At 28.7% G+C, this 22,007-nt stretch carries 26 protein-coding genes; 25 read left to right on the forward strand and 1 reads right to left on the reverse strand.

Annotated elements, in window-relative coordinates:
• Positions 1-127: 127 nt before the first annotated feature.
• The 21 genes from prfA to murA all read left to right on the forward strand — a co-directional run bounded on the left by prfA (position 128) and on the right by murA (position 17,538).
• On the forward strand, positions 128-1,204 hold the full coding sequence (gene prfA, locus OW763_RS14855) for a peptide chain release factor 1 (protein WP_268042094.1): 1,077 nt from the start codon (positions 128-130) through the stop codon (positions 1,202-1,204).
• Between the two features lie 28 nt (positions 1,205-1,232).
• Entirely contained in the window at positions 1,233-1,805 is a 573-nt protein-coding gene (locus OW763_RS14860; protein WP_268042095.1) for a hypothetical protein, read from the forward strand.
• 52 nt (positions 1,806-1,857) lie between these two features.
• The gene (locus tag OW763_RS14865; protein ID WP_268042097.1) at positions 1,858-2,586 is read left to right on the forward strand and encodes a ZIP family metal transporter; all 729 of its coding nucleotides are present in this window, start codon (positions 1,858-1,860) and stop codon (positions 2,584-2,586) included.
• Positions 2,587-2,634: 48 nt separating this feature from the next.
• Positions 2,635-3,684 (forward strand): L-threonylcarbamoyladenylate synthase, encoded by a 1,050-nt coding sequence (locus OW763_RS14870; protein WP_268042098.1) that lies wholly within the window; start codon positions 2,635-2,637, stop codon positions 3,682-3,684.
• 64 nt (positions 3,685-3,748) lie between these two features.
• Complete coding sequence (locus tag OW763_RS14875) at positions 3,749-4,204, forward strand: low molecular weight protein arginine phosphatase (protein ID WP_268042100.1); 456 nt, start codon at positions 3,749-3,751, stop codon at positions 4,202-4,204.
• 50 nt (positions 4,205-4,254) lie between these two features.
• Positions 4,255-4,704 carry a ribose 5-phosphate isomerase B gene (gene rpiB, locus OW763_RS14880; RefSeq protein ID WP_268042102.1) on the forward strand — a complete coding sequence of 150 codons (450 nt, stop codon included), beginning with the start codon at positions 4,255-4,257 and terminating at the stop codon, positions 4,702-4,704.
• A gap of 68 nt (positions 4,705-4,772) precedes the next feature.
• Positions 4,773-5,402 (forward strand): uracil phosphoribosyltransferase, encoded by a 630-nt coding sequence (gene upp, locus OW763_RS14885; protein ID WP_268042104.1) that lies wholly within the window; start codon positions 4,773-4,775, stop codon positions 5,400-5,402.
• Positions 5,403-5,533: 131 nt separating this feature from the next.
• Positions 5,534-6,022, forward strand: coding sequence for a deoxycytidylate deaminase (locus OW763_RS14890; protein WP_268042106.1), 489 nt, complete (start codon positions 5,534-5,536; stop codon positions 6,020-6,022).
• Positions 6,023-6,074: 52 nt separating this feature from the next.
• Positions 6,075-7,154: an MraY family glycosyltransferase gene (locus OW763_RS14895; RefSeq protein WP_268042109.1), complete on the forward strand. Its 1,080-nt coding sequence runs from the start codon at positions 6,075-6,077 to the stop codon at positions 7,152-7,154.
• Positions 7,155-7,201: 47 nt separating this feature from the next.
• Positions 7,202-8,323, forward strand: coding sequence for a non-hydrolyzing UDP-N-acetylglucosamine 2-epimerase (gene wecB / locus OW763_RS14900; RefSeq protein WP_268042111.1), 1,122 nt, complete (start codon positions 7,202-7,204; stop codon positions 8,321-8,323).
• Between the two features lie 155 nt (positions 8,324-8,478).
• Positions 8,479-8,844, forward strand: a complete 366-nt coding sequence (locus tag OW763_RS14905) for an ATP synthase subunit I (RefSeq protein WP_268042113.1) — start codon at positions 8,479-8,481, stop codon at positions 8,842-8,844.
• A gap of 26 nt (positions 8,845-8,870) precedes the next feature.
• Positions 8,871-9,551 (forward strand): F0F1 ATP synthase subunit A, encoded by a 681-nt coding sequence (locus OW763_RS14910; protein WP_268042115.1) that lies wholly within the window; start codon positions 8,871-8,873, stop codon positions 9,549-9,551.
• Between the two features lie 107 nt (positions 9,552-9,658).
• A complete protein-coding gene (gene atpE / locus OW763_RS14915) occupies positions 9,659-9,904 on the forward strand; it encodes an ATP synthase F0 subunit C (protein ID WP_268042117.1) in 246 nt (81 codons plus the stop codon).
• Between the two features lie 56 nt (positions 9,905-9,960).
• Complete coding sequence (locus tag OW763_RS14920; RefSeq protein WP_268042119.1) at positions 9,961-10,440, forward strand: F0F1 ATP synthase subunit B; 480 nt, start codon at positions 9,961-9,963, stop codon at positions 10,438-10,440.
• A gap of 2 nt (positions 10,441-10,442) precedes the next feature.
• Positions 10,443-10,982, forward strand: a complete 540-nt coding sequence (locus OW763_RS14925; protein WP_268042121.1) for a F0F1 ATP synthase subunit delta — start codon at positions 10,443-10,445, stop codon at positions 10,980-10,982.
• A gap of 31 nt (positions 10,983-11,013) precedes the next feature.
• Positions 11,014-12,522, forward strand: coding sequence for a F0F1 ATP synthase subunit alpha (gene atpA, locus OW763_RS14930; protein ID WP_268042122.1), 1,509 nt, complete (start codon positions 11,014-11,016; stop codon positions 12,520-12,522).
• Positions 12,523-12,555: 33 nt separating this feature from the next.
• On the forward strand, positions 12,556-13,419 hold the full coding sequence (atpG, locus tag OW763_RS14935) for an ATP synthase F1 subunit gamma (protein ID WP_268042124.1): 864 nt from the start codon (positions 12,556-12,558) through the stop codon (positions 13,417-13,419).
• Positions 13,420-13,429: 10 nt separating this feature from the next.
• Entirely contained in the window at positions 13,430-14,821 is a 1,392-nt protein-coding gene (gene atpD / locus OW763_RS14940) for a F0F1 ATP synthase subunit beta (RefSeq protein WP_268042219.1), read from the forward strand.
• Positions 14,822-14,839: 18 nt separating this feature from the next.
• Positions 14,840-15,241: a F0F1 ATP synthase subunit epsilon gene (locus OW763_RS14945; protein ID WP_268042126.1), complete on the forward strand. Its 402-nt coding sequence runs from the start codon at positions 14,840-14,842 to the stop codon at positions 15,239-15,241.
• Positions 15,242-15,549: 308 nt separating this feature from the next.
• On the forward strand, positions 15,550-16,251 hold the full coding sequence (locus tag OW763_RS14950) for a YwmB family TATA-box binding protein (RefSeq protein ID WP_268042128.1): 702 nt from the start codon (positions 15,550-15,552) through the stop codon (positions 16,249-16,251).
• Positions 16,252-16,281: 30 nt separating this feature from the next.
• Positions 16,282-17,538, forward strand: coding sequence for a UDP-N-acetylglucosamine 1-carboxyvinyltransferase (gene murA, locus OW763_RS14955; RefSeq protein ID WP_268042130.1), 1,257 nt, complete (start codon positions 16,282-16,284; stop codon positions 17,536-17,538).
• A gap of 203 nt (positions 17,539-17,741) precedes the next feature.
• Here the strand turns inward: murA and OW763_RS14960 are convergent, their stop codons facing one another.
• Entirely contained in the window at positions 17,742-18,164 is a 423-nt protein-coding gene (locus OW763_RS14960) for a phosphate-starvation-inducible PsiE family protein (RefSeq protein WP_268042132.1), read from the reverse strand.
• 255 nt (positions 18,165-18,419) lie between these two features.
• Between OW763_RS14960 and spoIID the strand changes: the two genes are divergently transcribed.
• The 4 genes from spoIID (at position 18,420) to mreB (ending at position 21,988) form a co-directional block, all read left to right on the forward strand.
• A complete protein-coding gene (gene spoIID, locus OW763_RS14965) occupies positions 18,420-19,451 on the forward strand; it encodes a stage II sporulation protein D (protein WP_268042134.1) in 1,032 nt (343 codons plus the stop codon).
• Positions 19,452-19,651: 200 nt separating this feature from the next.
• Complete coding sequence (locus tag OW763_RS14970; RefSeq protein ID WP_268042136.1) at positions 19,652-20,425, forward strand: M23 family metallopeptidase; 774 nt, start codon at positions 19,652-19,654, stop codon at positions 20,423-20,425.
• A 123-nt stretch (positions 20,426-20,548) separates the two neighbouring features.
• Positions 20,549-20,803: a sporulation transcriptional regulator SpoIIID gene (spoIIID, locus tag OW763_RS14975; protein WP_268042138.1), complete on the forward strand. Its 255-nt coding sequence runs from the start codon at positions 20,549-20,551 to the stop codon at positions 20,801-20,803.
• Positions 20,804-20,956: 153 nt separating this feature from the next.
• Positions 20,957-21,988: a rod shape-determining protein gene (gene mreB, locus OW763_RS14980; RefSeq protein WP_268042140.1), complete on the forward strand. Its 1,032-nt coding sequence runs from the start codon at positions 20,957-20,959 to the stop codon at positions 21,986-21,988.
• Positions 21,989-22,007: the final 19 nt, after the last annotated feature.

Here is a 22,007-nt window from a genome sequence, read left to right on the forward strand (position 1 = left end):
TTATGAAATAGAAGACTAACATTGGATAGAAATACCTTTTGAAGTGTATTCAACTGTTAATTGTCAAGTGTTCTATGTTTGTGTTATAATATAAAAATGTGAAAATATAAATACGGAGTGATTAATCATGTTAGAGAGATTAGAATTTATAGAAAATAAGTATGAGGAATTATCTATAAAAATTAGTGACCCATCAGTTATGGCAAATCAAAATGAATGGAGAAAGCTATGCAAGGAACATGCTGAGCTTGAAATGATAGTTAACAAATATAGAGAATATAAAGATGCTTTAGAAGAACTAGATACAGATAAGGAAATGCTCCATGAAGAATCGGATAAAGAATTAAGAGATATGATTCATGAAGAAATGAAGGAACTTGAAGTTGTTAAAGCAGAAGCGGAAGCACAATTAAAGATACTGCTTCTTCCTAAAGATCCAAATGATGATAAAAACGTATTTATTGAAATAAGAGGCGGAGCAGGAGGAGACGAAGCGGCTCTATTCGCTGCAAATTTATTTAGAATGTATACAAGATATGCTGAACGTCACGGATGGAAAACAGAAGTTATGAGTGCTAATGAAACTGATATTGGCGGATTTAAAGAAGTGGTGTTTGCATTAAAGGGAAATTCTGCTTATAGTAAAATGAAATTTGAAAGTGGAGTTCATAGAGTACAAAGAGTTCCTGATACTGAATCAAGCGGAAGAATACATACATCTACTACAACAGTAGCCGTTTTACCAGAAGTTGATGATGTTGAAATAGATATTAATCCAAATGATTTAAAAATAGATGTGTTTAGAGCATCAGGAAATGGAGGACAGTGCGTAAATACAACAGACTCAGCTGTAAGAATGACGCACTTACCAACAGGACTTGTAGTTTCATGTCAGGATGAAAAATCTCAGCTTAAAAATAAAGAAAAAGCTCTTAAGGTATTAAAAGCAAGACTTTATGAGAAAGCACAAGCTGAAAGAAATGCAGGAATAGCTGCTGATAGAAAAAGTCAAGTAGGTACTGGAGATAGAAGTGAAAGAATAAGAACTTATAACTATCCTCAAGGAAGAGTTTCGGACCATAGAATAGGGCTTACATTATATAAATTAGATTCATTCTTGGATGGAGAAATGGATGAAATGATTGATGCGTTGATTACAGCTGAACAAGCAGAAAAAATGAAAGCTATGGGAACTGAACAATAAATATAATATATTTATAGAGGTGTAGTGTATGAATATAAATAAAGCTATTAGAAAGCAGAGAAAATTGTTTAAAAGTTTTTTGCTATCTATGAGCTTTATTTTTTTTATATTACCAATTATTTCAATTTCAACAGGAAGTTTAAATGCATTTTTCTTAATTTATTTAACAACAATTCAAATTTTAATAGTTATTGCTGTAATTAAAAGAGTTAATAAAGAAAATTTGAAATTTAAATACAATAATAAAATTAAAATAGAAAGTGGAATTTTGAAAAATAGATATACTATATTATGTGATAAAGTTAATATTGTTCATACTATAAATAAAGAGAAAGATTTAAAAATAATAATGATTTTAAGTTCTAGATTTAGAAATAAAAAGATTAATAAAATAGATTCTAAATTTTTAAAGAAATATACTTGTATGAAAAAATATTATCATAATTTAAAATGCGAAAAACATAGTGAGAAATATTATTATTTAGTTATAAATAAGGGTGGATATAGTAAGTACCAACTTTTAGATATGATATATAGATATTGTGTTCAAGCTTATTTTACAGAAGAAGCTATAGAAAATATAAAAGAATATAGGAATTAGTGAATAAACCTCCATTTTTAAAAATAGTATAAAGTAGAAATGGGGGATTAGTTTGTGTGCTCAAAACTTTTTTGTAGTAACTATTGCTAGTTTGTTTTCTATACTAGGAACTATAGTCGGTGCGTCTTTTGCAAGTTTAATAAAAGAACCATCTAATAAGATGATTGGAATTGTAAATTCTTTTGCAGCAGGACTTATGTTTTCAATTGTTATTTTTGATTTAGTACCAGAGGCTATGACTAAACTTAATTTTATAACTTCTGTTAATTATTTTGTATTTGGTATTGTTATAATTTTTTTTATAGAATTATTCAGTGATAAAAGTAAAGTTTTAAATGATATTAGCAAAAAGGCTGCATTTATGGCATCGTTAGGTCTTATGATTCATAATTTCCCAGAGGGAATGGTTATGGGAGCAGGTTTCTTGGCTAGTGGTGAGTTAGGAGTTGAAATGAGTTTACTTATAGCTATTCATGATATTCCAGAGGGAGTTGCTATAGCTGCGCCATTTATAGCATCAAGAATAAAAACATCAAAAATAATTTTATATGCTTTTCTTACTGCGCTTCCAACTGTAATTGGAGCATGGATTGGTGTAGCGATAGGTGATGTATCTGTAAATTTATTAGGAGAATTTTTAAGTATTGCATCAGGAATAATGTTCTATGTTATCTTTGAAGACATGATGCCTCAAGCCTTAGAATTATGTAAATGGATAAGAGCAATTGAGGGTTTTTTGCTAGGAACAATATTAGGACTTGTAATTATTAATATATTGTAATAAAATACAAAGTAATGATTAATTATATATGTAAAGAAGTGGTGGATGATGATTACAAAAATTGAATTTTTAGATAAAGATAAACCAAATAAAGAAGTCCTAAAAAAAGCTGGAGAAGTTATATACGCAGGTGGTCTTGTTGCATTTCCTACAGAAACGGTTTATGGGTTAGGAGCAAATGCACTAGATGGTGAAGCTGTAAAAAAAATATTTATAGCTAAAGGAAGACCACAAGATAATCCATTGATTGTTCATGTAGCAGATTATAATATAGATTATTTAGTGAAAGAGATACCGCCAATTGCAAAAAAATTGATGGAAAAGTTTTGGCCGGGACCTTTAACATTGATAATGAAAAAATCTTCTGAAGTATCAGAGGTAACTAGTGCTGGACTAGATACTATAGGCATTAGAATGCCATTAAATCCAGTTGCAAATATATTAATAAAAGAGGCTAAAGTGCCTATAGCAGCACCTTCAGCTAACATATCAGGAAGACCTAGTCCAACTGATATTGAAAGGTGTATAGAAGATTTAAAAGGAAAGATTGAGTATATAATAGGGGGAGAAAAGTGTGGGGTTGGTCTTGAATCTACAATTGTTGATTGTACTATAGAACCTCCATGTGTGTTAAGACCAGGTGGTGTAACACTTGAAATGTTAAGAGAGATTGATGATAGAATATACATAGATCCTGCTATTATGAAAAAGCCAGAAAAGGATTTCAAACCCAAAGCACCAGGAATGAAGTATAGACATTATGCACCAAAAGCACCAGTGAAAATTATTAGTGGAGATTTGAAAAAAAGTGTTGCAAAAATAAATGAAATAGTGCAAAATTATATAGACGTTGATAAAAAAGTTGGAATTATGGCAACAGATGAAACTAAAAACCAATATTCTAATGCTGTAATAAAATCATTGGGAAGTAGAAATGATTTATACAGTGTTGGTAAGAACTTATTTGAAGTGTTAAGAGAATTTGATGATGAAAAAGTTGATGTTATATTATCAGAAGCTTTTGAAGAAAAAGGTATGGGAGTTGCCATAATGAATAGACTTAAAAAGTCAGCGGGATTTGATATAGTAGAGAGTTAATACAAAGGAAATATAAAAATGTTTATTGTAAATACTATATTTATATAAATAAAGGAGGCACAGTATGAAGGTTTTGTTTGTTTGTACAGGAAATACATGTAGAAGCTGTATGGCTGAAGTTATATTTAACCAAATGTCTAATCTAGATAATATAGAAGCATATTCAGCTGGAATTGCAGTTGTACAAGAAAGTAAAACATCAAAATATACTGCTGCTCTAATAGAAGATAATTTTAAAATTAATATAAGTAATAGAAAAGCTATTCAGTTTACTAAAGAAATGTTAGAAGAAAATGATCTTATACTAACTATGACAAGTTATATAAGAAATGTATTATCAGAAAATTTTCCAAAGTATAAAAATAAAATATATACTTTAAATGAATACATAGAGCTTAAAGAGGATATAAATGATCCTTATGGTGGAGATGCCGAAGTTTATAAAAAAACATTTAATATGCTTAAAAAAAGCATTGAATTGTTATTGGGTAAAATAAGGGAAGATAATGGTATTGTTTAGTACTAGCATCTTCTTTTTTTATGATAAAATTTAGAAGAGGAGGTAAAATTATGAAAATAGCAATAGGATCTGATCATGGTGGATTAAATTTAAAAAAAGCAGTAATCACACATTTAGAAAAGAAAGGTATAGAAGTTAAGGATTTTGGAACATATACCGAAGAGTCTTGTGATTATCCTGAGTATGGATGCAAAGTAGCAGAAGAAGTTGTAGCGAAAAATTATGATTTTGGTATTATTATATGTGGTACAGGTATAGGAATAAGTATGTCAGCAAATAAAGTTTCAGGTGTAAGAGCAGCTTTATGTCACGACACTTTTAGTGCTCATGCAACTAGACAACACAATAATGCTAATGTACTTGCAATGGGAGAAAGAGTAATAGGAGAAGGACTTGCTCTTGATATTGTTGATACATTTTTAAATTCAGAATTTGAAGGTGGCAGACATGAAAGAAGAGTAAATAAAATTACTGATATAGAGAAAAAATATAGTAAATAAAAATATGAATAAAAAGATAAAAAATTAATTTATATAAAAATATGAATATACATCAGGAGGAATTTAAAATGAGTAAAATAACACAAATAGAACATCCATTAATACTACATAAGCTAGCAATAATAAGAAGTAAGGAAACAGGTTCTAAGGATTTTAGAGAGCTAGTTGAAGAAGTAGCAATGCTTATGGCATATGAAGTTACTCGTGATTTACCATTAGAAGAAGTAGAGATAGAAACACCAATATGTAAAACAAAAACAAAAATGTTAGCAGGAAAAAAAGTAGCTATAGTTCCTATATTAAGAGCAGGTCTTGGAATGGTTGATGGAATGCTTAAGCTTATACCTGCTGCTAAAGTTGGACATATAGGAATGTATAGAAATGAAGAAACATTAAAACCAGTAGAATATTTCTGTAAATTACCTCAAGATATACAAGAAAGAGAAATAATTGTTACAGATCCAATGCTTGCTACAGGTGGATCAGCTATTGATGCTATTCAAGCACTTAAGAAAAGAGGAGCAAAAAATATAAGATTAATGTGTCTTGTAGCAGCGCCAGAAGGATTAAAAGCTGTTGCAGAGGAACACCCTGATGTAAATATTTATGTTGCAGCTATTGATGAAAAATTAAATGAACATGGATATATAGTTCCAGGTCTTGGAGATGCAGGCGATAGATTGTTTGGAACAAAATAAATTATGATGTAATATGTTTTAAATGCGATAGCGAGTTAGCTATCGCTAATTTTTTTGCTCTTTTAATTATATCGTTTATAGTATAAAATATAAGTGTTAAATAAATACATATGAAAATAGCGAGGTATACTATGGAGAGGATAGATAAACATAATTATTATTTAGATATTTGTGAAACAATACTTGAAAGAGGAACCTGTCTTAGAAGAAATTTTGGAGCTATAATTGTTAAAAATGATGAAATTATAGCTTCTGGTTATAGTGGAGCACCTAGAGGTAGAAAAAATTGTTCGGATTTAGGATATTGTAGAAGACAAGAATTAAATGTTAAAAGAGGAACAAGATATGAACTTTGTAGATCAGTTCATGCTGAGCAAAATGCTATTATATCTGCAAGAAGACAAGATATGATTAACTCAACTATGTATCTTGTTGGTAAAGAGATGGAGACAGGAGAATTAGTTAAAGAGGCAGCACCTTGCTTATTGTGTAAAAGATTTATAATAAACTCAGGAATATTAAGAGTCATTATAAGAAATACAAAAAAAGAATTTACAATAGTTGATGTTCAAGAATGGATAGATAATGATGATTCATTAAATGGAGAAGGGTCATACTAAATTATTGACAGAGTGGAAGTGCATTATTAAAAAGGAAGGTTATAATTAAATTATGGATAGTATTAAAATTTTAACAATAATTTCTGTAATGATATCATTCTTAATAACTCCTTTTATTAAGAAATTTGCATTTTATATTAAAGCATTAGATATACCTAAAAATAGTAGAAAAATACATAAGAAGCCTATTCCGTTACTTGGAGGAGTTTCTATTTATATTTCTTTTTTAGTTACTATGCTTCTAAAATCGGGAGAATTATCAAAATCAGAAATAGGTATATTAGTAGGAGCTACCATAATCGTAATTGGTGGGCTAATTGATGATTTGAAGGATATTAGACCAATTTACAAATTAATGTTTCAAATATGTGCAGCGAGCACTCTTATTATATTTGGAGTGAAAATAGCGTATATAACAAATCCTCTTCCTTGGGGAAACATATATATAAATTTAGGGTATTTAGCTATACCTTTAACTATATTTTGGGTAGTAGGAATCACAAATGCAATGAATTTAATTGATGGATTAGATGGGTTAGCAGCTGGTGTAGCATTTATTTCTTCTGCTACAATTTTTATTATTGCAGTGTTAAATGGAAGAAGAGATGCTGCATTATTAACGGCCATTTTAAGTGGAGCAATATTTGGATTTTTACCATATAATTTTAATCCAGCAACTATTTTTATGGGAGATACAGGATCACAACTGTTAGGGTTTTCGCTAGCAGCTATAGCTTTAAAAGGAACTATTAAATCAGCAGCAGCGTTTGCTATAGCAGTTCCAGTTTTAGCATTTGGTCTTCCCATATATGATACTTTATTTGCAATGATAAGAAGAAAAATTAATGGAAAGCCTATAATGCAGGCTGATAGAGGACATTTACATCATAGGTTGCTAGATATGGGATTGAATCAAAAGCAAGTTGTTTTAATAATGTATTTGATAAGTACAGTACTTGGTGGTATTTCTATAATAGCAATGCAAATTAGTACAAAAAGAGCATATTTTTTATTAACAGTTGTTATTTTAATAATTGTTTTTGTAGCTTGGAAATGCGGAATGTTTAAAAACAATGTACAATGTACAAAAACTGAACAATTACAAGATAAAAAACAAGAGAAAAATGCATAAAATTTGGAGTGCTATGAATATTTAGTTTATTTATTAGAGGTGAATTTATGGATAAAATAAAGGTTATGAGTATTTTTGGAACAAGACCGGAAGCTATAAAAATGGCACCGCTTATTAAAGAATTAGAAAATATAGAACAAATTGAATCGAAAATATGTGTTACTGCGCAACATAGGGAAATGCTTGATCAAGTTTTGGCGCTTTTTAATATAAGCCCTGATTATGATTTAGATATAATGAAAGAAAAACAAAGCTTAAATGGAATTACTACTAATGTTTTAAATAATTTAGAAAAAGTTTTTAATAAAGAAATTCCAGATATGGTTTTAGTTCATGGAGATACAACTACCACATTTGCAGCTTCACTTGCGGCTTTTTATAAAAAAATAAAGGTAGGGCATGTGGAGGCTGGACTAAGAACGTATAACAAATTTTTCCCATATCCAGAAGAAATGAATAGAAGGCTTACAGGAGCTATAACTGATTTCCATTTTGCACCTACAACTACAGCTAAAGATAATTTGCTCAAAGAAGGAGTATGCGAAGAAAATATATTTGTTACAGGAAATACTGTAATAGATGCAATGAATTATACGGTAGAAGAAAAATATATTTTTAATAACAAAGAATTAAATAAAATTGACTATAATAATAAAAGAGTAATAATGGTTACTGCGCATAGAAGGGAAAATTGGGGTACAGGAATAGAAAATATATGTAAGTCATTAGTTGAAATAGTAAATTCTAATCATGATGTAGAAGTAATATATTTAGTACATTTAAATCCAATAGTAAAAAAAACTGTATATAAATATTTAAATGGAATAGATAGAGTACATTTACTACCTCCTCTCGATACTAAAGAAACTCATAATTTAATGAAAAAATGTTATATGATTATGACAGATTCAGGTGGTATACAAGAGGAAGCACCACATCTTGGTAAACCAGTTTTAGTACTTCGTGATGTAACCGAAAGAATTGAAGCAAAGGAAGCTGGAACAGTAAAACTTGTAGGAACTAATGAGAACAATATAATAAAAGAAACGAATGTTTTGTTGAACAATATAGGAATATATAATAGAATGAGTAAAGCTGTCAATCCTTATGGAGATGGAAAAGCTTCTTCTAGAATAGTTAAAATTATATTAGAAAAATTTAATAATTAATGTAAAACTGTTTAAACATAATTAAAATAGACTGTTGATATAAGATCAACAGTTTTTTTATTTTATAAAAAAGTTATAAAAAGGATGAATAAAATTAAATTTGGATAATATAAGTACAGAACTTGTTTTAATTTGCAAAAAAACGTGGAGGTAAAATGAAAAAAAACGATAGAGTTTGTCATATGCTAGAAAAAATTAAATTTTTGGACTTTATTATGGGCATAATATTAATTCTAATAGTTTATTTTAGAGCTAAAGAATATTTATTAGCAGTTGTCTTAGGATGCATATTAGCTATCATTAATTTTCATGTAAATACTTATATTACAACATATGCATTAACAAAGAAAAGCCTGAATGCTAATATGGTTATTATATTTGGTTATTTTTTAAGAATATTTATAGTAGGGATTATAGGAACGTTGATATTTATACATAATGAAATTAATGTAATAGCATATGTAATAGGATATACTACACATCTTATTTCTATAGTGTTATATGGCATTAATCTAAAATGATTAATGTAATGAATGGGGATGGTTAAATGGAGCTTAATGCAGAACCGTTGAGTAACTTTTTAGGCAAGTATTTAGGAATTACTCAAGAAATTGTGGTTCAATGGATGATAATTCTTGTGACTTTAGTTGGTTGTATGTTATTGACTAGAAATTTAAAAAGAATACCTAACAAAAGACAAAGTGTTTTAGAAATATTTGTAGAAACTATAAATAAATTAGTTATAGATAATATGGGAGAAGGTTATAAGAGTTTTATTCCTTATATTGGTTCTCTCGTAATATTTTTATTAGGTATGAATGTGACGGGACTAATTGGAGTGCATCCCCCAACAAAGGATTTGAATGTAACATTAGGTTTAGCTGTGACAAGTTTTGCTGTAATACAAGCATACACAATAAAAAAGCATGGTATATTAGGGTATTTTAAAGGATATATAACACCAGTAGGAATATTATTACCCATCAATATAATGGAAAGAATAATGTTGCCTGTATCTTTAAGTTTAAGATTATTTGGTAATATATTTGCAGGTGTAATGATTATGGAACTGATATATGGTGCTTTATTTAAGACACCATTAGGAATTGGGCAAATAGGAATCCCAATACCACTACATTTTTATTTTGATGTATTTGATGCTTCAATCCAAATGCTTATATTTGTTATGTTAACTATGATTAACATTAAGATAATTTCTGAACACTAAAAAACTTCTTATAAGGAAAATGAAATTTTAATAGAATCAAAAGATCAAAAATCATTAATTACTGTGATTTTCATATAAAAATAAAAAAGTATAGGAGGAAAATAGTTATGAATATTAGTCCAGAAGCGTTTATATCAGGAATGTGTGCTATAGGGGCAGGAATTGCTGCACTTTCAGTTATTGGTGGAGGGCTTGGAACAGGAAAAGCAACAAGTAAAGCTGTAGAGAGTATAGCAAGACAACCAGAAGCAGCTGATAAAATAACAAGAACTATGATAATAGGTAGTGCATTATCAGAGGCAACAGCTATTTATGGTTTTTTGATTGCGATACTATTAGTATTGAAAATTTGATAATTTAATAGTGAATTTTTTATAAAATAAGCCTGAAGGGAGGCTTTAGATAAAGTATGAAACTTCATTTGCCTACTATTTTAGCCACGATAATTAATTTTATGATTTTTTTTGTTATTTTAAAACATTTTTTATTTACGCCAGTAAGTGAGGTTATTAATTCAAGAAAAGAAGAGATAGAAAATAATATAAAAAAAGCAGAAGCAGATAGAGAACAAATTGAAGCTTTAAAACGAGAAAATGAAGAAATGGTGAAAAAATCAAAAGGTGAATGTAAAAATCTTGTTGAAGAATATAAAATTAAAGCTGAAAAAGTATCAGAAGAAATTATTAAAGAAGCTTATGAAGAATCAGAAAGGATTTTAGAACGAGCTAGAAAAGAAATAGATAGAGAAACAGAAAAAGCAGAAGGTGAAATTAAAAAAGAGGCAGTAGAATTAGCTATTTTATTATCTTCAAAAGTTTTACAAGAATTGATAGATGAAAAGAAACATAGACAACTTATTGAAGATTTTATTGTTAAGGTAGGGAGTTAATTATGTATGAACATTTAGATAGAAGATATGCTCGTGCTCTTTATGAAATTTCTGAAAAAAAAGGAAAAACTCAAGAATATTTAAAACAAGCAAAAGAAATAGTTGAGTTAATAAAGTCTAATGAAGAGTTATATAATGTTATAAAACATCCTGAAATAAATAGTTTTAAGAAAAAAAACATAATAAAAGGAATATTTAAGGGCAAAATTGAAGATGATTTGTTATCATTTATGATTTTGTTAATTGAAAAAGATAGAATTTTGTATATGGAAGAAAAAATAAATGAAATGGAAAAAATGCATCTTAAAAAGCAGAATATTATAGTTGCTCATGTTAAAACAGTTATACCATTAGATGATAATCAAAGAACAAAATTGATTGAAAAATTAAAATATAAATATAGTAATAAAAAAATATTGTTAAAAGAAGAAATAGATAAAGAATTAATTGGTGGAGCTTATATAAGAATAGGTGATGATGTGATGGATGGAACTATAAAAAACAAGTTTAAGGAAATTGAAAGAAATTCATTAAGTAAATAGATTTATTTTATATTAGAGATGAGGTGAGTCTATGCATATAAAACCTGAAGAAATTACTTCAATAATTAGAAGAGAAATAGAAAAATATGAGAGTAAAATTGAGACAGTAGACTCAGGAACTATAGTACAAATAGGGGATGGAGTAGCAAGAATTTATGGATTAGATGAATGTATGGAAGGAGAGCTCTTAGAATTTTCTAATAATGTTTATGGTATGGCTCTAAATCTTGAACAAGATAATGTTGGAGCTGTTTTATTAGGAACGGAAGAGGGGATTAAAGAAGGGGATGTGGTTAAAAGTACTAAAAGAGTTGTTGAAGTACCAGTAGGAGAAGCTTTAATTGGGAGAGTTGTAAATTCTCTTGGTCAACCCCTTGATGGTAAGGGGCTTATAAAAACTACGCAATCTAGACCGATTGAAGTTGTAGCTCCTGGAGTGATAGAAAGACAATCAGTAAGAGAGCCTCTTCAGACTGGAATAAAAGCTATAGATTCTATGGTTCCTATTGGAAAAGGACAAAGAGAACTTATAATTGGAGATAGACAAATAGGAAAAACAGCTATTGTTTTAGATACAATTATCAATCAAAAAGGTAAAAATGTTAAATGTATATATGTTGCTATAGGTCAAAAACAGTCAACGGTAGCTCATATAGTAAATACTTTAACAGAAATGAAAGCTATGGATTATACTATTGTAGTATCTTCAACTGCTTCGGATTCAGCACCACTTCAATTTATAGCACCTTATGCAGGATGTAGTATGGGTGAATATTTCATGAATAAAGGGTGCGATGTACTTATAATATATGATGATTTATCTAAACATGCTGTAGCTTATAGAACTATGTCATTATTACTGAGACGTCCACCAGGAAGGGAAGCATATCCAGGAGATGTATTTTATTTACATTCAAGATTACTTGAAAGAGCAGCTAGACTTTCAGATAAATTAGGTGGGGGATCTCTTACTGCGTTACCTATAATTGAAACATTGGCAGGGGATGTCACAGCATATATACCTACCAATGTAATTTCAATTACTGATGGTCAAATATTTCTTGAAACGGAATTGTTTTATGCAGAACAAAAGCCAGCTATCAATGCAGGAATATCAGTATCTCGTGTTGGAGGAAATGCTCAAATTAAAGCTATGAAGCAAGTTACAGGTACATTAAGATTAGAATTAGCTCAATATAGAGAGCTTGCAGCATTTGCTCAATTTGGCTCTGAACTTGATAAATCATCAAAGGACAGATTAGAAAAAGGAAAAAGATTAGTAGAAATATTAAAACAAGATCAATATAATCCTATATCAGTTGAAAAACAAATAATGATTTTGTATGTAGCTATAAATAATTATTTATCCGATATAAAAGTTGGTGATATTAAGAAGTTTGAAAAAGAGTTCTTAGAATATATGAATACTCATCACAGAAATATAGGTAAATATATATTAAAAGAAAAAGAATTAAATGATGAAATAAAAGATGAATTAAATACAGCTGTACAAGAATTTAAGAAAATATTTTTAACATAATATTAGTTTGTTTTTAGGAGGTAAAGTTAGATTATGGCAGGAGCAGGTTTAATTGCTATAAAACGTAGAATTAAGTCCATTAATAATACAAAAAAAATAACAAAGGCTATAGGACTTGTTGCTACCTCTAAATTAAAAAAGGTTAGAAAAATTTTAGAAACCAATAATATCTATTATGATTCTTTTAAAGAAATAATAGATATTATGTTAACTGATAACGATATAAGAGATAATATATACATAAATGGAAATAATAATAACAAGCAAATATATATTGCTATTACGTCAGATTCAGGACTGTGTGGTGGGTTTAATATAAATATTATTAATAAGACAATAGATAATATTTCTGATAATAAAGAGAATTCACTTTTGATTGTAGTAGGGCAAAAAGGAAGAGGATATTTTAAAAGACTTAATTATGAAACTATAGCTGAATATGTAGAGATTTTGGATATACCTACTTTAAAAGAAGCGAAGATTATAGTAGATAAAATTTTAGAATTATATAAAAAAAGTGAAATAGGAGAAGTATACATTGTTTATACTGAATTTATTTCAGCAGTGAAGCAAGAAGTAAAAGTAAAAAAAATACTTCCTTTTGAAAAGGCTAATTTGGGTTTAGATAAATCTAAAGCAACTTATATAGAATATGAGCCTAAAAAAGAGAAATTTTTATTATATATATGTGAACAATATCTGAAACAAACGGTACTAAATATTATGTTGAATTCTAAAACTAGTGAACAAAGAGCTAGAAAAGAAGCTATGGATGGTGCTGCGAAAAATGCTAATGATTTATTAGATAAGCTTAATCTACAGTATAATAGAATAAGACAAAGTGTTATAACTCAAGAAATATCAGAGATAGTTGGAGGTGCAGAAGCACAAAAGTAGGAGGTGTATTATCTTGAATAATATAGGTAGAGTTGAACAGATTATTGGACCGGTTGTAGATATAAGATTTGATTCGGATTCTCTTCCTAATATTTATAATGCTATTGAAATAAAACTAGAAGATAGATTACTTGTAACTGAAGTTGAACAGCATATAGGAGATGACATAGTAAGAACAATTGCGATGGAATCAACAGAAGGTTTAAAAAGAGGAGTAGAGGCTATAGATACTGGAAAGCCAATATCTGTACCAGTAGGCAATGAAGTATTAGGAAGATTATTCAATGTACTTGGAAAAACTATTGATAATGAAGAAGAAATTAATACATTAGAATCTTATCCTATACATAGGGCTGCGCCTACGTTTGAAGAGCAATCGGTAGTTCCTGAAATGTTTGAGACAGGTATAAAAGTGATAGATTTAATAGCTCCTTATCAAAAAGGTGGTAAAATAGGATTATTTGGTGGGGCGGGAGTAGGCAAGACAGTGCTTATTCAAGAGCTCATAAATAATATAGCAAAAGAATATGGAGGACTATCAGTATTTACTGGAGTTGGCGAAAGAACAAGAGAAGGAAATGATCTTTATTATGAAATGAAAGAGTCCGGAGTTATAAAGAAAACAGCATTAGTATTTGGTCAAATGAATGAACCTCCAGGGGCAAGAATGAGAGTTGCCCTTACTGGACTTACTATGGCAGAATATTTTAGAGATCAAGGGCAAGATGTTCTTTTATTTATAGATAATATATTTAGGTTTACACAAGCAGGATCTGAGGTTTCAGCTATGCTTGGAAGAATACCTAGTGCAGTTGGATATCAGCCAACTCTTGCAACTGAAATGGGAGCTCTTCAAGAAAGAATAACTTCTACTCAACATGGCTCAATAACTTCAGTTCAAGCAGTGTATGTACCAGCAGATGACTTAACAGATCCAGCGCCGGCTACAACATTTTCTCATCTTGATGCAACAACAGTACTTTCAAGGTCTATAGCAGAGCTTGGGATATATCCAGCAGTAGATCCTTTAGAATCTACTTCTAGAATACTTGATGCTAAAATAGTTGGTGAAGAACATTATAACACAACCATGAAAGTTAAACATATACTTGAAAGATATAGAGAACTTCAAGATATTATAGCTATTCTTGGTTTAGATGAATTATCAGAAGAAGATAAACTTATTGTTTCAAGGGCAAGAAAGGTTCAAAGATTTTTATCGCAACCTTTTACTGTTGCAGAACAATTTACTGGAATGAAAGGTAAATTTGTTCCTATTAAAGAAACTGTAAAAGGATTTAAAGAAATAATTGAAGGTAAATATGATAATATATCAGAATCTTCTTTTTTATTTGTTGGAACGATAGAAGAAGTTTTGGAAAAAAATAAAAGCATCTCGTGAATTTGGGGGGAAAGTTAAATGTCAAATTCAATTAACATTACAATAATTACTCCTGAAAGAGAATTTTACAAAGGAAAAATTATTGAATTAAAAACAGAAAGTATAGAAGGCAAATTAGGAATATTACCTAAACACTTACCGTTAATTGTTTTATTAAATCCCACTATTTCAGAGTTTACTAATATAGATAATGAAAAGAAAAAGTTGTTTTCTTCTTCTGGAGTTTTGAAAGTAATTAATAGTGAAGCATTAATGTTATGTGATGCATGCGAATGGCCGGAAAATATTGATTTAAGAAGGGCTGAAGAATCTAAAAAAAGAGCAGAAGAAAGGCTAAAACAAAAAGAAGGGATTGATGTACATAGAGCTCAATTATCTCTTATGAGAGCATTAACTAGAATTAGAGTGAAAAATATATAATAAGATAAAGATAAAAAAGGTAAACTGTACCCTGTAAGATAAACACGGAAAAAGAGAGCGTGTTAATTTACAGGGTACAGTTTACTTTGTAATCTAAAAATTACGCAGTATATTATACTCTTTATTTATTTTAAGATAGCTAATTAAATCATAAAATTTATAAGTATTTAATGAAATAAAACTTATTTTTAACAGTATATGCTTTTTATTTTAGCACAAATTTAGTTGAAGATTTATATATTAATAATATATTTGAAGTATAAATTATAAACTCATTGTCCATAATTTAAAAGAAAGGCGGGATGATGATGAAAGCTGATAAACTCAATAAATCTATTATCTTAGTTTTACTAGCTTTAGTATTATTAAACTATAAATTTTCTTATGCATTTAAGAAAGAAAATTTATTTGGATTTATATTAAAAGAAACAAAAGCACAGGTTAATGAATATGGTATAAAAACCCGCTTTAAGGTTTGTGAAAATGGACAAGGATATTATAAATACTTCTTAAATAAAATTAAAGTTAATAAACCAAATTATAAAATAAAGACAAACTACAGTAAAAGGGGATATAGTATAAGCTTTACAAATAGCCGCAGCAAAGGATATATAGAAGAATTTAGCATTGAAGGGAAAAAAATAATTACAATAAATATTATAAAAAAAGATAATGAAAATAAACTTACAGAATTAAAGAGTCAAATAAAAGCTATTGTCAATTCTATACCTAAAGAAAATATTGTATCGTCTCAATATATAAAAGCAAGGATTCCTGAAGAAAATTTAAAAAAAGAAAATAGTAAAGTAATTAATTTATTAAAGAATGAAGGAGCAGTAAATATTAATTCAATAAAAATAAATAATGGATTTAGCACTACAGCATATACTTGTAGATATATTCCAAAAAAAAATAATGGTAAACTAATGGATTTTAATTTTGCATTATGCAATTATTCATCAGGGAATTACATTATTATGGGAACTCCGGAAATAATAACTACCTACTAGCTAAGGAATAGTAGAATGGAGAGGATATATATGAAAAAAATACTAGTTAAAGGTGGAAAAAAGTTAAATGGTGAAGTTAATATAAGTTCAGCAAAAAATGCAGTGCTTCCTATAATTGCATCAAGTATATTATGTGGTGATACATGTATTATAGATAATGCTCCTATGCTTGAAGATGTTTTTGTTATAAGTGAGGTTTTAAAATCAATAAATTCAAATATAAATATAGAAGATAATAAAATAATAATAGATAATTCTAATTTAACAAATGTTGAACCAGATAGTGATTTGGTTAGAAAAATGAGAGCTTCATTTTTAATTATGGGAGCTATGATATCAAGATTTGGAAAATTTAAGATTTCTCTTCCAGGTGGATGTAATATAGGTAATAGACCTATAGATTTACATTTAAAAGGATTTAGTGCGTTAGGTGCAGAAATTAATTTTGGACATGGATATGTTGAGGCACATGCAAATAAGTTAGTGGGAAATAAAATATACTTGGATTTTCCTTCAGTAGGAGCTACAGAAAATATTATGATGGCTGCTGTTTTAGCTGAAGGTGATACTGTTTTGGAAAATGCTGCTGAAGAGCCGGAAATACAAGACCTTGCAAATTTTCTCAACAGTATGGGAGCAAAGATAAATGGTGCGGGTACAGATACTATAAAAATAACTGGTGTTAAAGAACTAAAAGGAACACAATATAAACCCATACCTGATAGAATAGAAGCAGGTACATTTATGGTTGCAGCTGCAATTACTAGAGGAAAAATAAAAATAAATGGAATAAATGAGCAACATCTAAAACCTATTATTGCAAAATTGAGAGAAATAGGTGTATGTATGGAAAAAGTGGATGATGGTATAATTATAGATGGAAATAATGATTTTAAACCTATAGATATAAAAACTATGCCTTATCCAGGTTTTCCTACGGATATGCAACCTCAAATGATGAGTTTATTAGCTACTATTAACGGAACTAGTGTTATTACAGAAACTATATTTGAAAATAGATTTATGCATATTGGTGAGATTAACAGAATGGGTGGAAACATAAAAATTGATGGAAGGTGTGCTGTAATAGAAGGAGTTGATTGTTTAACCGGTTGTGAAGTTAAAGCTACGGATCTACGTGCTGGTGCAGCACTTATTATTGCGGGACTGGCTGCAGGTGGTTATACTACAATTGGAGATATATATCATATAGATAGAGGATATGTTAGTATTGAAGAAAAATTTAAAAAACTAGGAGCAGATATAGAAAGAATAGAAGTTGATTAAAAATGACATATTATATTTCAACTAGTTGAAATTTTATAAAAAACATGCAAGATGATATTCGTTTTGCATGTTTTTTAGTTGAATAAAAAAGGTTAATAAAAAAATCTATATAATCTTATAGTGCATAGAGTACTAGAAAGATATACACAAGAAATTAAATCTAAACTATTAACTTTGTTTTTGTTTAACTATTCTGTGAATTTTCAATGTGAACTATTGATTTTCGCTAAAGATGGTTTTTTTATAAGTATATATTTTTTAATAGCAAATAATCCAGCTATAGCAATTATTCCTATTAAAACTTCTATCATACCTTTATCTTTAGGGATTAATAAAAGTTTCCTAGCTATAGCATATAAAAGAACATCTATTACACTTTCGGGTGTATGCAAAGTAAGCATTATAACAAGTTCTACGCCTATAACTAATAAAAGAGCATATCCAAATAAGTCTTGTAGTTCATAATACGTAACAGGTTTGGCACTATTGTTTATATAAGAATCCCATATAATTCTAAATAAATCAATGGTTCCTAATAAAACTTTTAATAATACTACTATTGCTAAAATTGCTTCAAAAAAATGGCTCAATTTAAAAATTAATTCTTTCGCATTTCTTTTAAACATTAATTCACCCTCCTTAAAATTAAAAAATGATTGAAATGAAAGTGTTTACTTCAGTTAAAACTTGTCAGACCAATTTGTATTCTAACACGATAAATTATAACATTTGTTCTAATAACTAAGCAATAAAAAAAAACAAGAAATATTTTACAAGGTGCATAGTTTAATTTGAATTTAGAAACATTAATATATTAAGTTATTTTTTGAAATTTTAATAATAAAAATATAGTAATTAAAGATTAAGATTAGGAGAAAAGTATGAAAAAAGTTTTGTTCACTATATTTATGTTTTTTGGATTTATTGTTGGAATATCTATAATGATTGTAGGTATTGATAATAAAAAAGATATAAAAAATAAAAAAGAGAATGAAGGAATGGACAGTAAAGTTAGCATTATTTCAAAAAAGTATAGTAGTGATGAATTATATATAGATGTTTATCTTTCCAAAGATAAAAAGATAAAAAAGATAAATATTGAGGATTATGTTAAAGGGGTTGTAGCTGCAGAGATGCCAGTAAATTTCGATATAGAAGCATTAAAAGCACAAGCGGTAGCGGCTAGAACGTATGGTCTTTCGCATATAGAAATGTTTGGAGGGAAAAAGAGTGGAAAAGCATATGGAGGAGATGTTACTGATACAATTGACTGTCAAGCTTATATAAGTAAAATAGATAGAATGAACATGTGGCCTAAAAAATATAAAAATGAATATTGGACAAAGTTAAGTAAAGCTGTTGATGAAACTAGAAATGAGGTTTTGACATATAAAGGGGAACTAGTATTGGAACCATATTATTTTTCTACTAGTAGTGGAAAGACTGAAGATGCTGTAGATGTATTTAGCAAAGAGGTTCCTTATTTAAAAAGTGTTGATAGTTATGGTGAAGAAATATCACCTAAATATAAAACAGAATTTAAATATACTTATGATGAATTTACAAGTATTATTAATAAATCATATTCCAAAGCAAATATCAAATCTCAATTAATAAAAGAACAATTAGCAATATTAGATAGAAGCAAAGGGAAGAGTGTGAAAAAAATAAAAATAGGGAATGTTGAAATAACGGGAAGAGAATTTAGAGAGGTTTTAGATTTAACTTCCTCAAATTTTACTATTGAATTTAATGGAAATAATATAATTGTAAAATGTTATGGGTATGGTCATGGAGTAGGGATGAGCCAATGGGGAGCGCAGGCAATGGCTAAAGAAGGTAAAAAATATAAAGAGATATTAAAACATTATTATAATGGAGTAGAACTATTTAAATTAAGAATTAAGAATTAAGGAAAGTGCATAATTTTAAAACCAAGTAGTTGCAGGTAAATTTAATTGTTTACTATAAAAAAAGCACCGAATTTTCGGTGTTTTTTTTATATGTTATACGAAAAAAATGTAAAAAAATAATGAAAAATAAGGAAACATTTTTTGAAAATTTAAGTATTTTTTATTTCACAAAGGACAAACTACAAAAAGGAGGTGTTTTTATGAAAAACAAAGATAGCAACAAGAAATTATCAAATTTCTTTAGAAGGGAGGGCTTTTATGTAGTTCTATTTGTGAGTTTATGTATTATTGCTGTATTTGCAGCATTAACTACTAGGAACAATAAAGTTATTACTAAAAATTCACCGGTATTACAAGAAGAACAAAAAGGCGTTCCTAAGAAAGAAAATAATATTTCAAAGGCTTTAGTAGAAAATGAAAAGCAAGAATTTGATAATGCTTTGAGAGTTGAAAATAGTAAAAAAGAACAAAAACAAAGTAACAAACCAGGAATTGCTGTTATAAAAAGTAAGGAAGAGATTGCAGTTTCAAAAGTTAAGGAACATAAATTTATAAAACCAGTTGAGGGTGAAGTAGTAATGAAATATTCTACTACTCCTATATGGTGGGATACTACAGAGTCATACAGACCTAATTTTGGTATTGCTATTAAAACTAAAGCGAATACACCAGTAAAAGCTGTTGCTGATGGTGAAGTGAAATCAGTAGGATATGGAGATTTTGGAATGACAGTAGTTATTTATCATTCTGAATATGGAAAAAGCACAATGTATGGAAATTTAGCTAAAGATGTAAAAGTTAAAAAAGGTGACAAGGTTAAACAAGGTAACGAATTAGGTAAAATCGGGGCAACTGCTGTAAGAGGTTCCAAGGAAAAATACGGAAAGGATTTCTTGCATTTAGAAATGTATGAAGGTTCAAAAATAGATGACAAGAATAAGTGTGTAAATCCAGAAAAATATATAAAATACTAATCTTAATATAAATAAATGCCATTTTCTGAATTAATTCGGAAAATGGCTAAGTAGTAATAGAAAAGTAATTTAAAAGAACATAAATGCATATTTATAAGTATATAAGGTTAAGGAGGTAGCAATTTGAAAGATTACATTGAAGAAAGAGTTCTTGAAGTTGCAAAATATATTATAGAATCAAAAGCAACAATAAGAAAAACAGCTAAAGTTTTTGGTGTTAGTAAAAGTACAATACACAAAGATATGACAGAAAGATTGCCAAAAATAAATCCTCAAGTAGCCCAAAGAGCAAAAGATGTATTAAATTTAAATAAGTCTGAAAGGCACATAAGGGGCGGTAAAGCAACAAGAATGAAGTATAAAACATTAGAGGGATAAAAATATAGATATATAAATATGGAAAATGTTCTTGCTCAAAAAAGAAAAAGGATTTTTTTGTAATCCTATAGAATAAAGTTATATAAAAGTATATAATATAATGTAGAGAAATGTATAAATATAGTACACAAAAGAGCAGGAGTGAAAATAAGAATGTTTTTTAAGATGAGTACAGATATGGGGATAGATTTAGGTACAGCTACAGTATTAGTTTATATAAAAGGCAAGGGCATAGTATTAAAGGAACCTTCGGTTGTTGCTATAGATAGAAATGCTAATAGAGTTCTTGCTGTAGGTGAAGAAGCTAGACAAATGATTGGAAGAACTCCAGGCAACATAGTTGCTATTCGCCCTATGAGGGATGGTGTAATATCTGATTATGATATTACGGAGAAAATGTTAAAACATTTTATTAGAAAAGCTTGTGGCAATAGAAGAGTAACTGCACCAAGAGTTGTTATTTGTGTTCCTTGTGAAGCTACAGAAGTAGAGAAAAGAGCGGTTAAAGATGCAGCAGTTAATGCGGGTGCTAAAAAAGTATTTTTAGTAGAAGAACCATTAGCAGCAGCAATAGGAGCAGGATTAGATATAACAAAAGCAAGTGGGAATATGATTATTGATATAGGTGGAGGAACTACTGATATTGCAGTTATTTCTTTAGGCGGAATGGTTGTAAGACGTTCAATTAAAATTGCTGGAGATAATTTTGATGAATCTATTATAAAATACATAAGGAAAAAGCATAAATTAATGATTGGTGAAAGAACGGCAGAAGAATTAAAGATAAATATTGGTTGTGCATATAAAAAAGAAGAAGAGATTAGTATGGAAATAAGAGGACGAGATTTAATAACTGGTCTTCCTAAAAATATAAGTGTTTCATCAGAAGAGATGAGAGAAGCCCTAAGCGAAGCAGTAAATGCTATTGCAGAATGTACTCATTCAGTTCTTGAAAAAACCCCACCAGAACTTGCAGCAGATATAGCTGATAAAGGAATTGTTATGACTGGTGGAGGAGCTTTGTTAAATGGATTAGATAAATTAATAACAGAAGTTACTAAAGTTCCCGTTTCTGTTGCAGAAGATTCAATTTCATCTGTTGCACTTGGTACGGGTCAAGTTTTAAATTTTTTAGATAAAATGGATACATCTTATAAAGGACAGGACATTAATTTAATTAATTAAATTAGCATTTGTGTAAATT

The sequence above is a fragment of the Clostridium aestuarii genome (assembly GCF_026735135.1).
Lineage (GTDB): Bacteria > Bacillota > Clostridia > Clostridiales > Clostridiaceae > Clostridium_H > Clostridium_H aestuarii.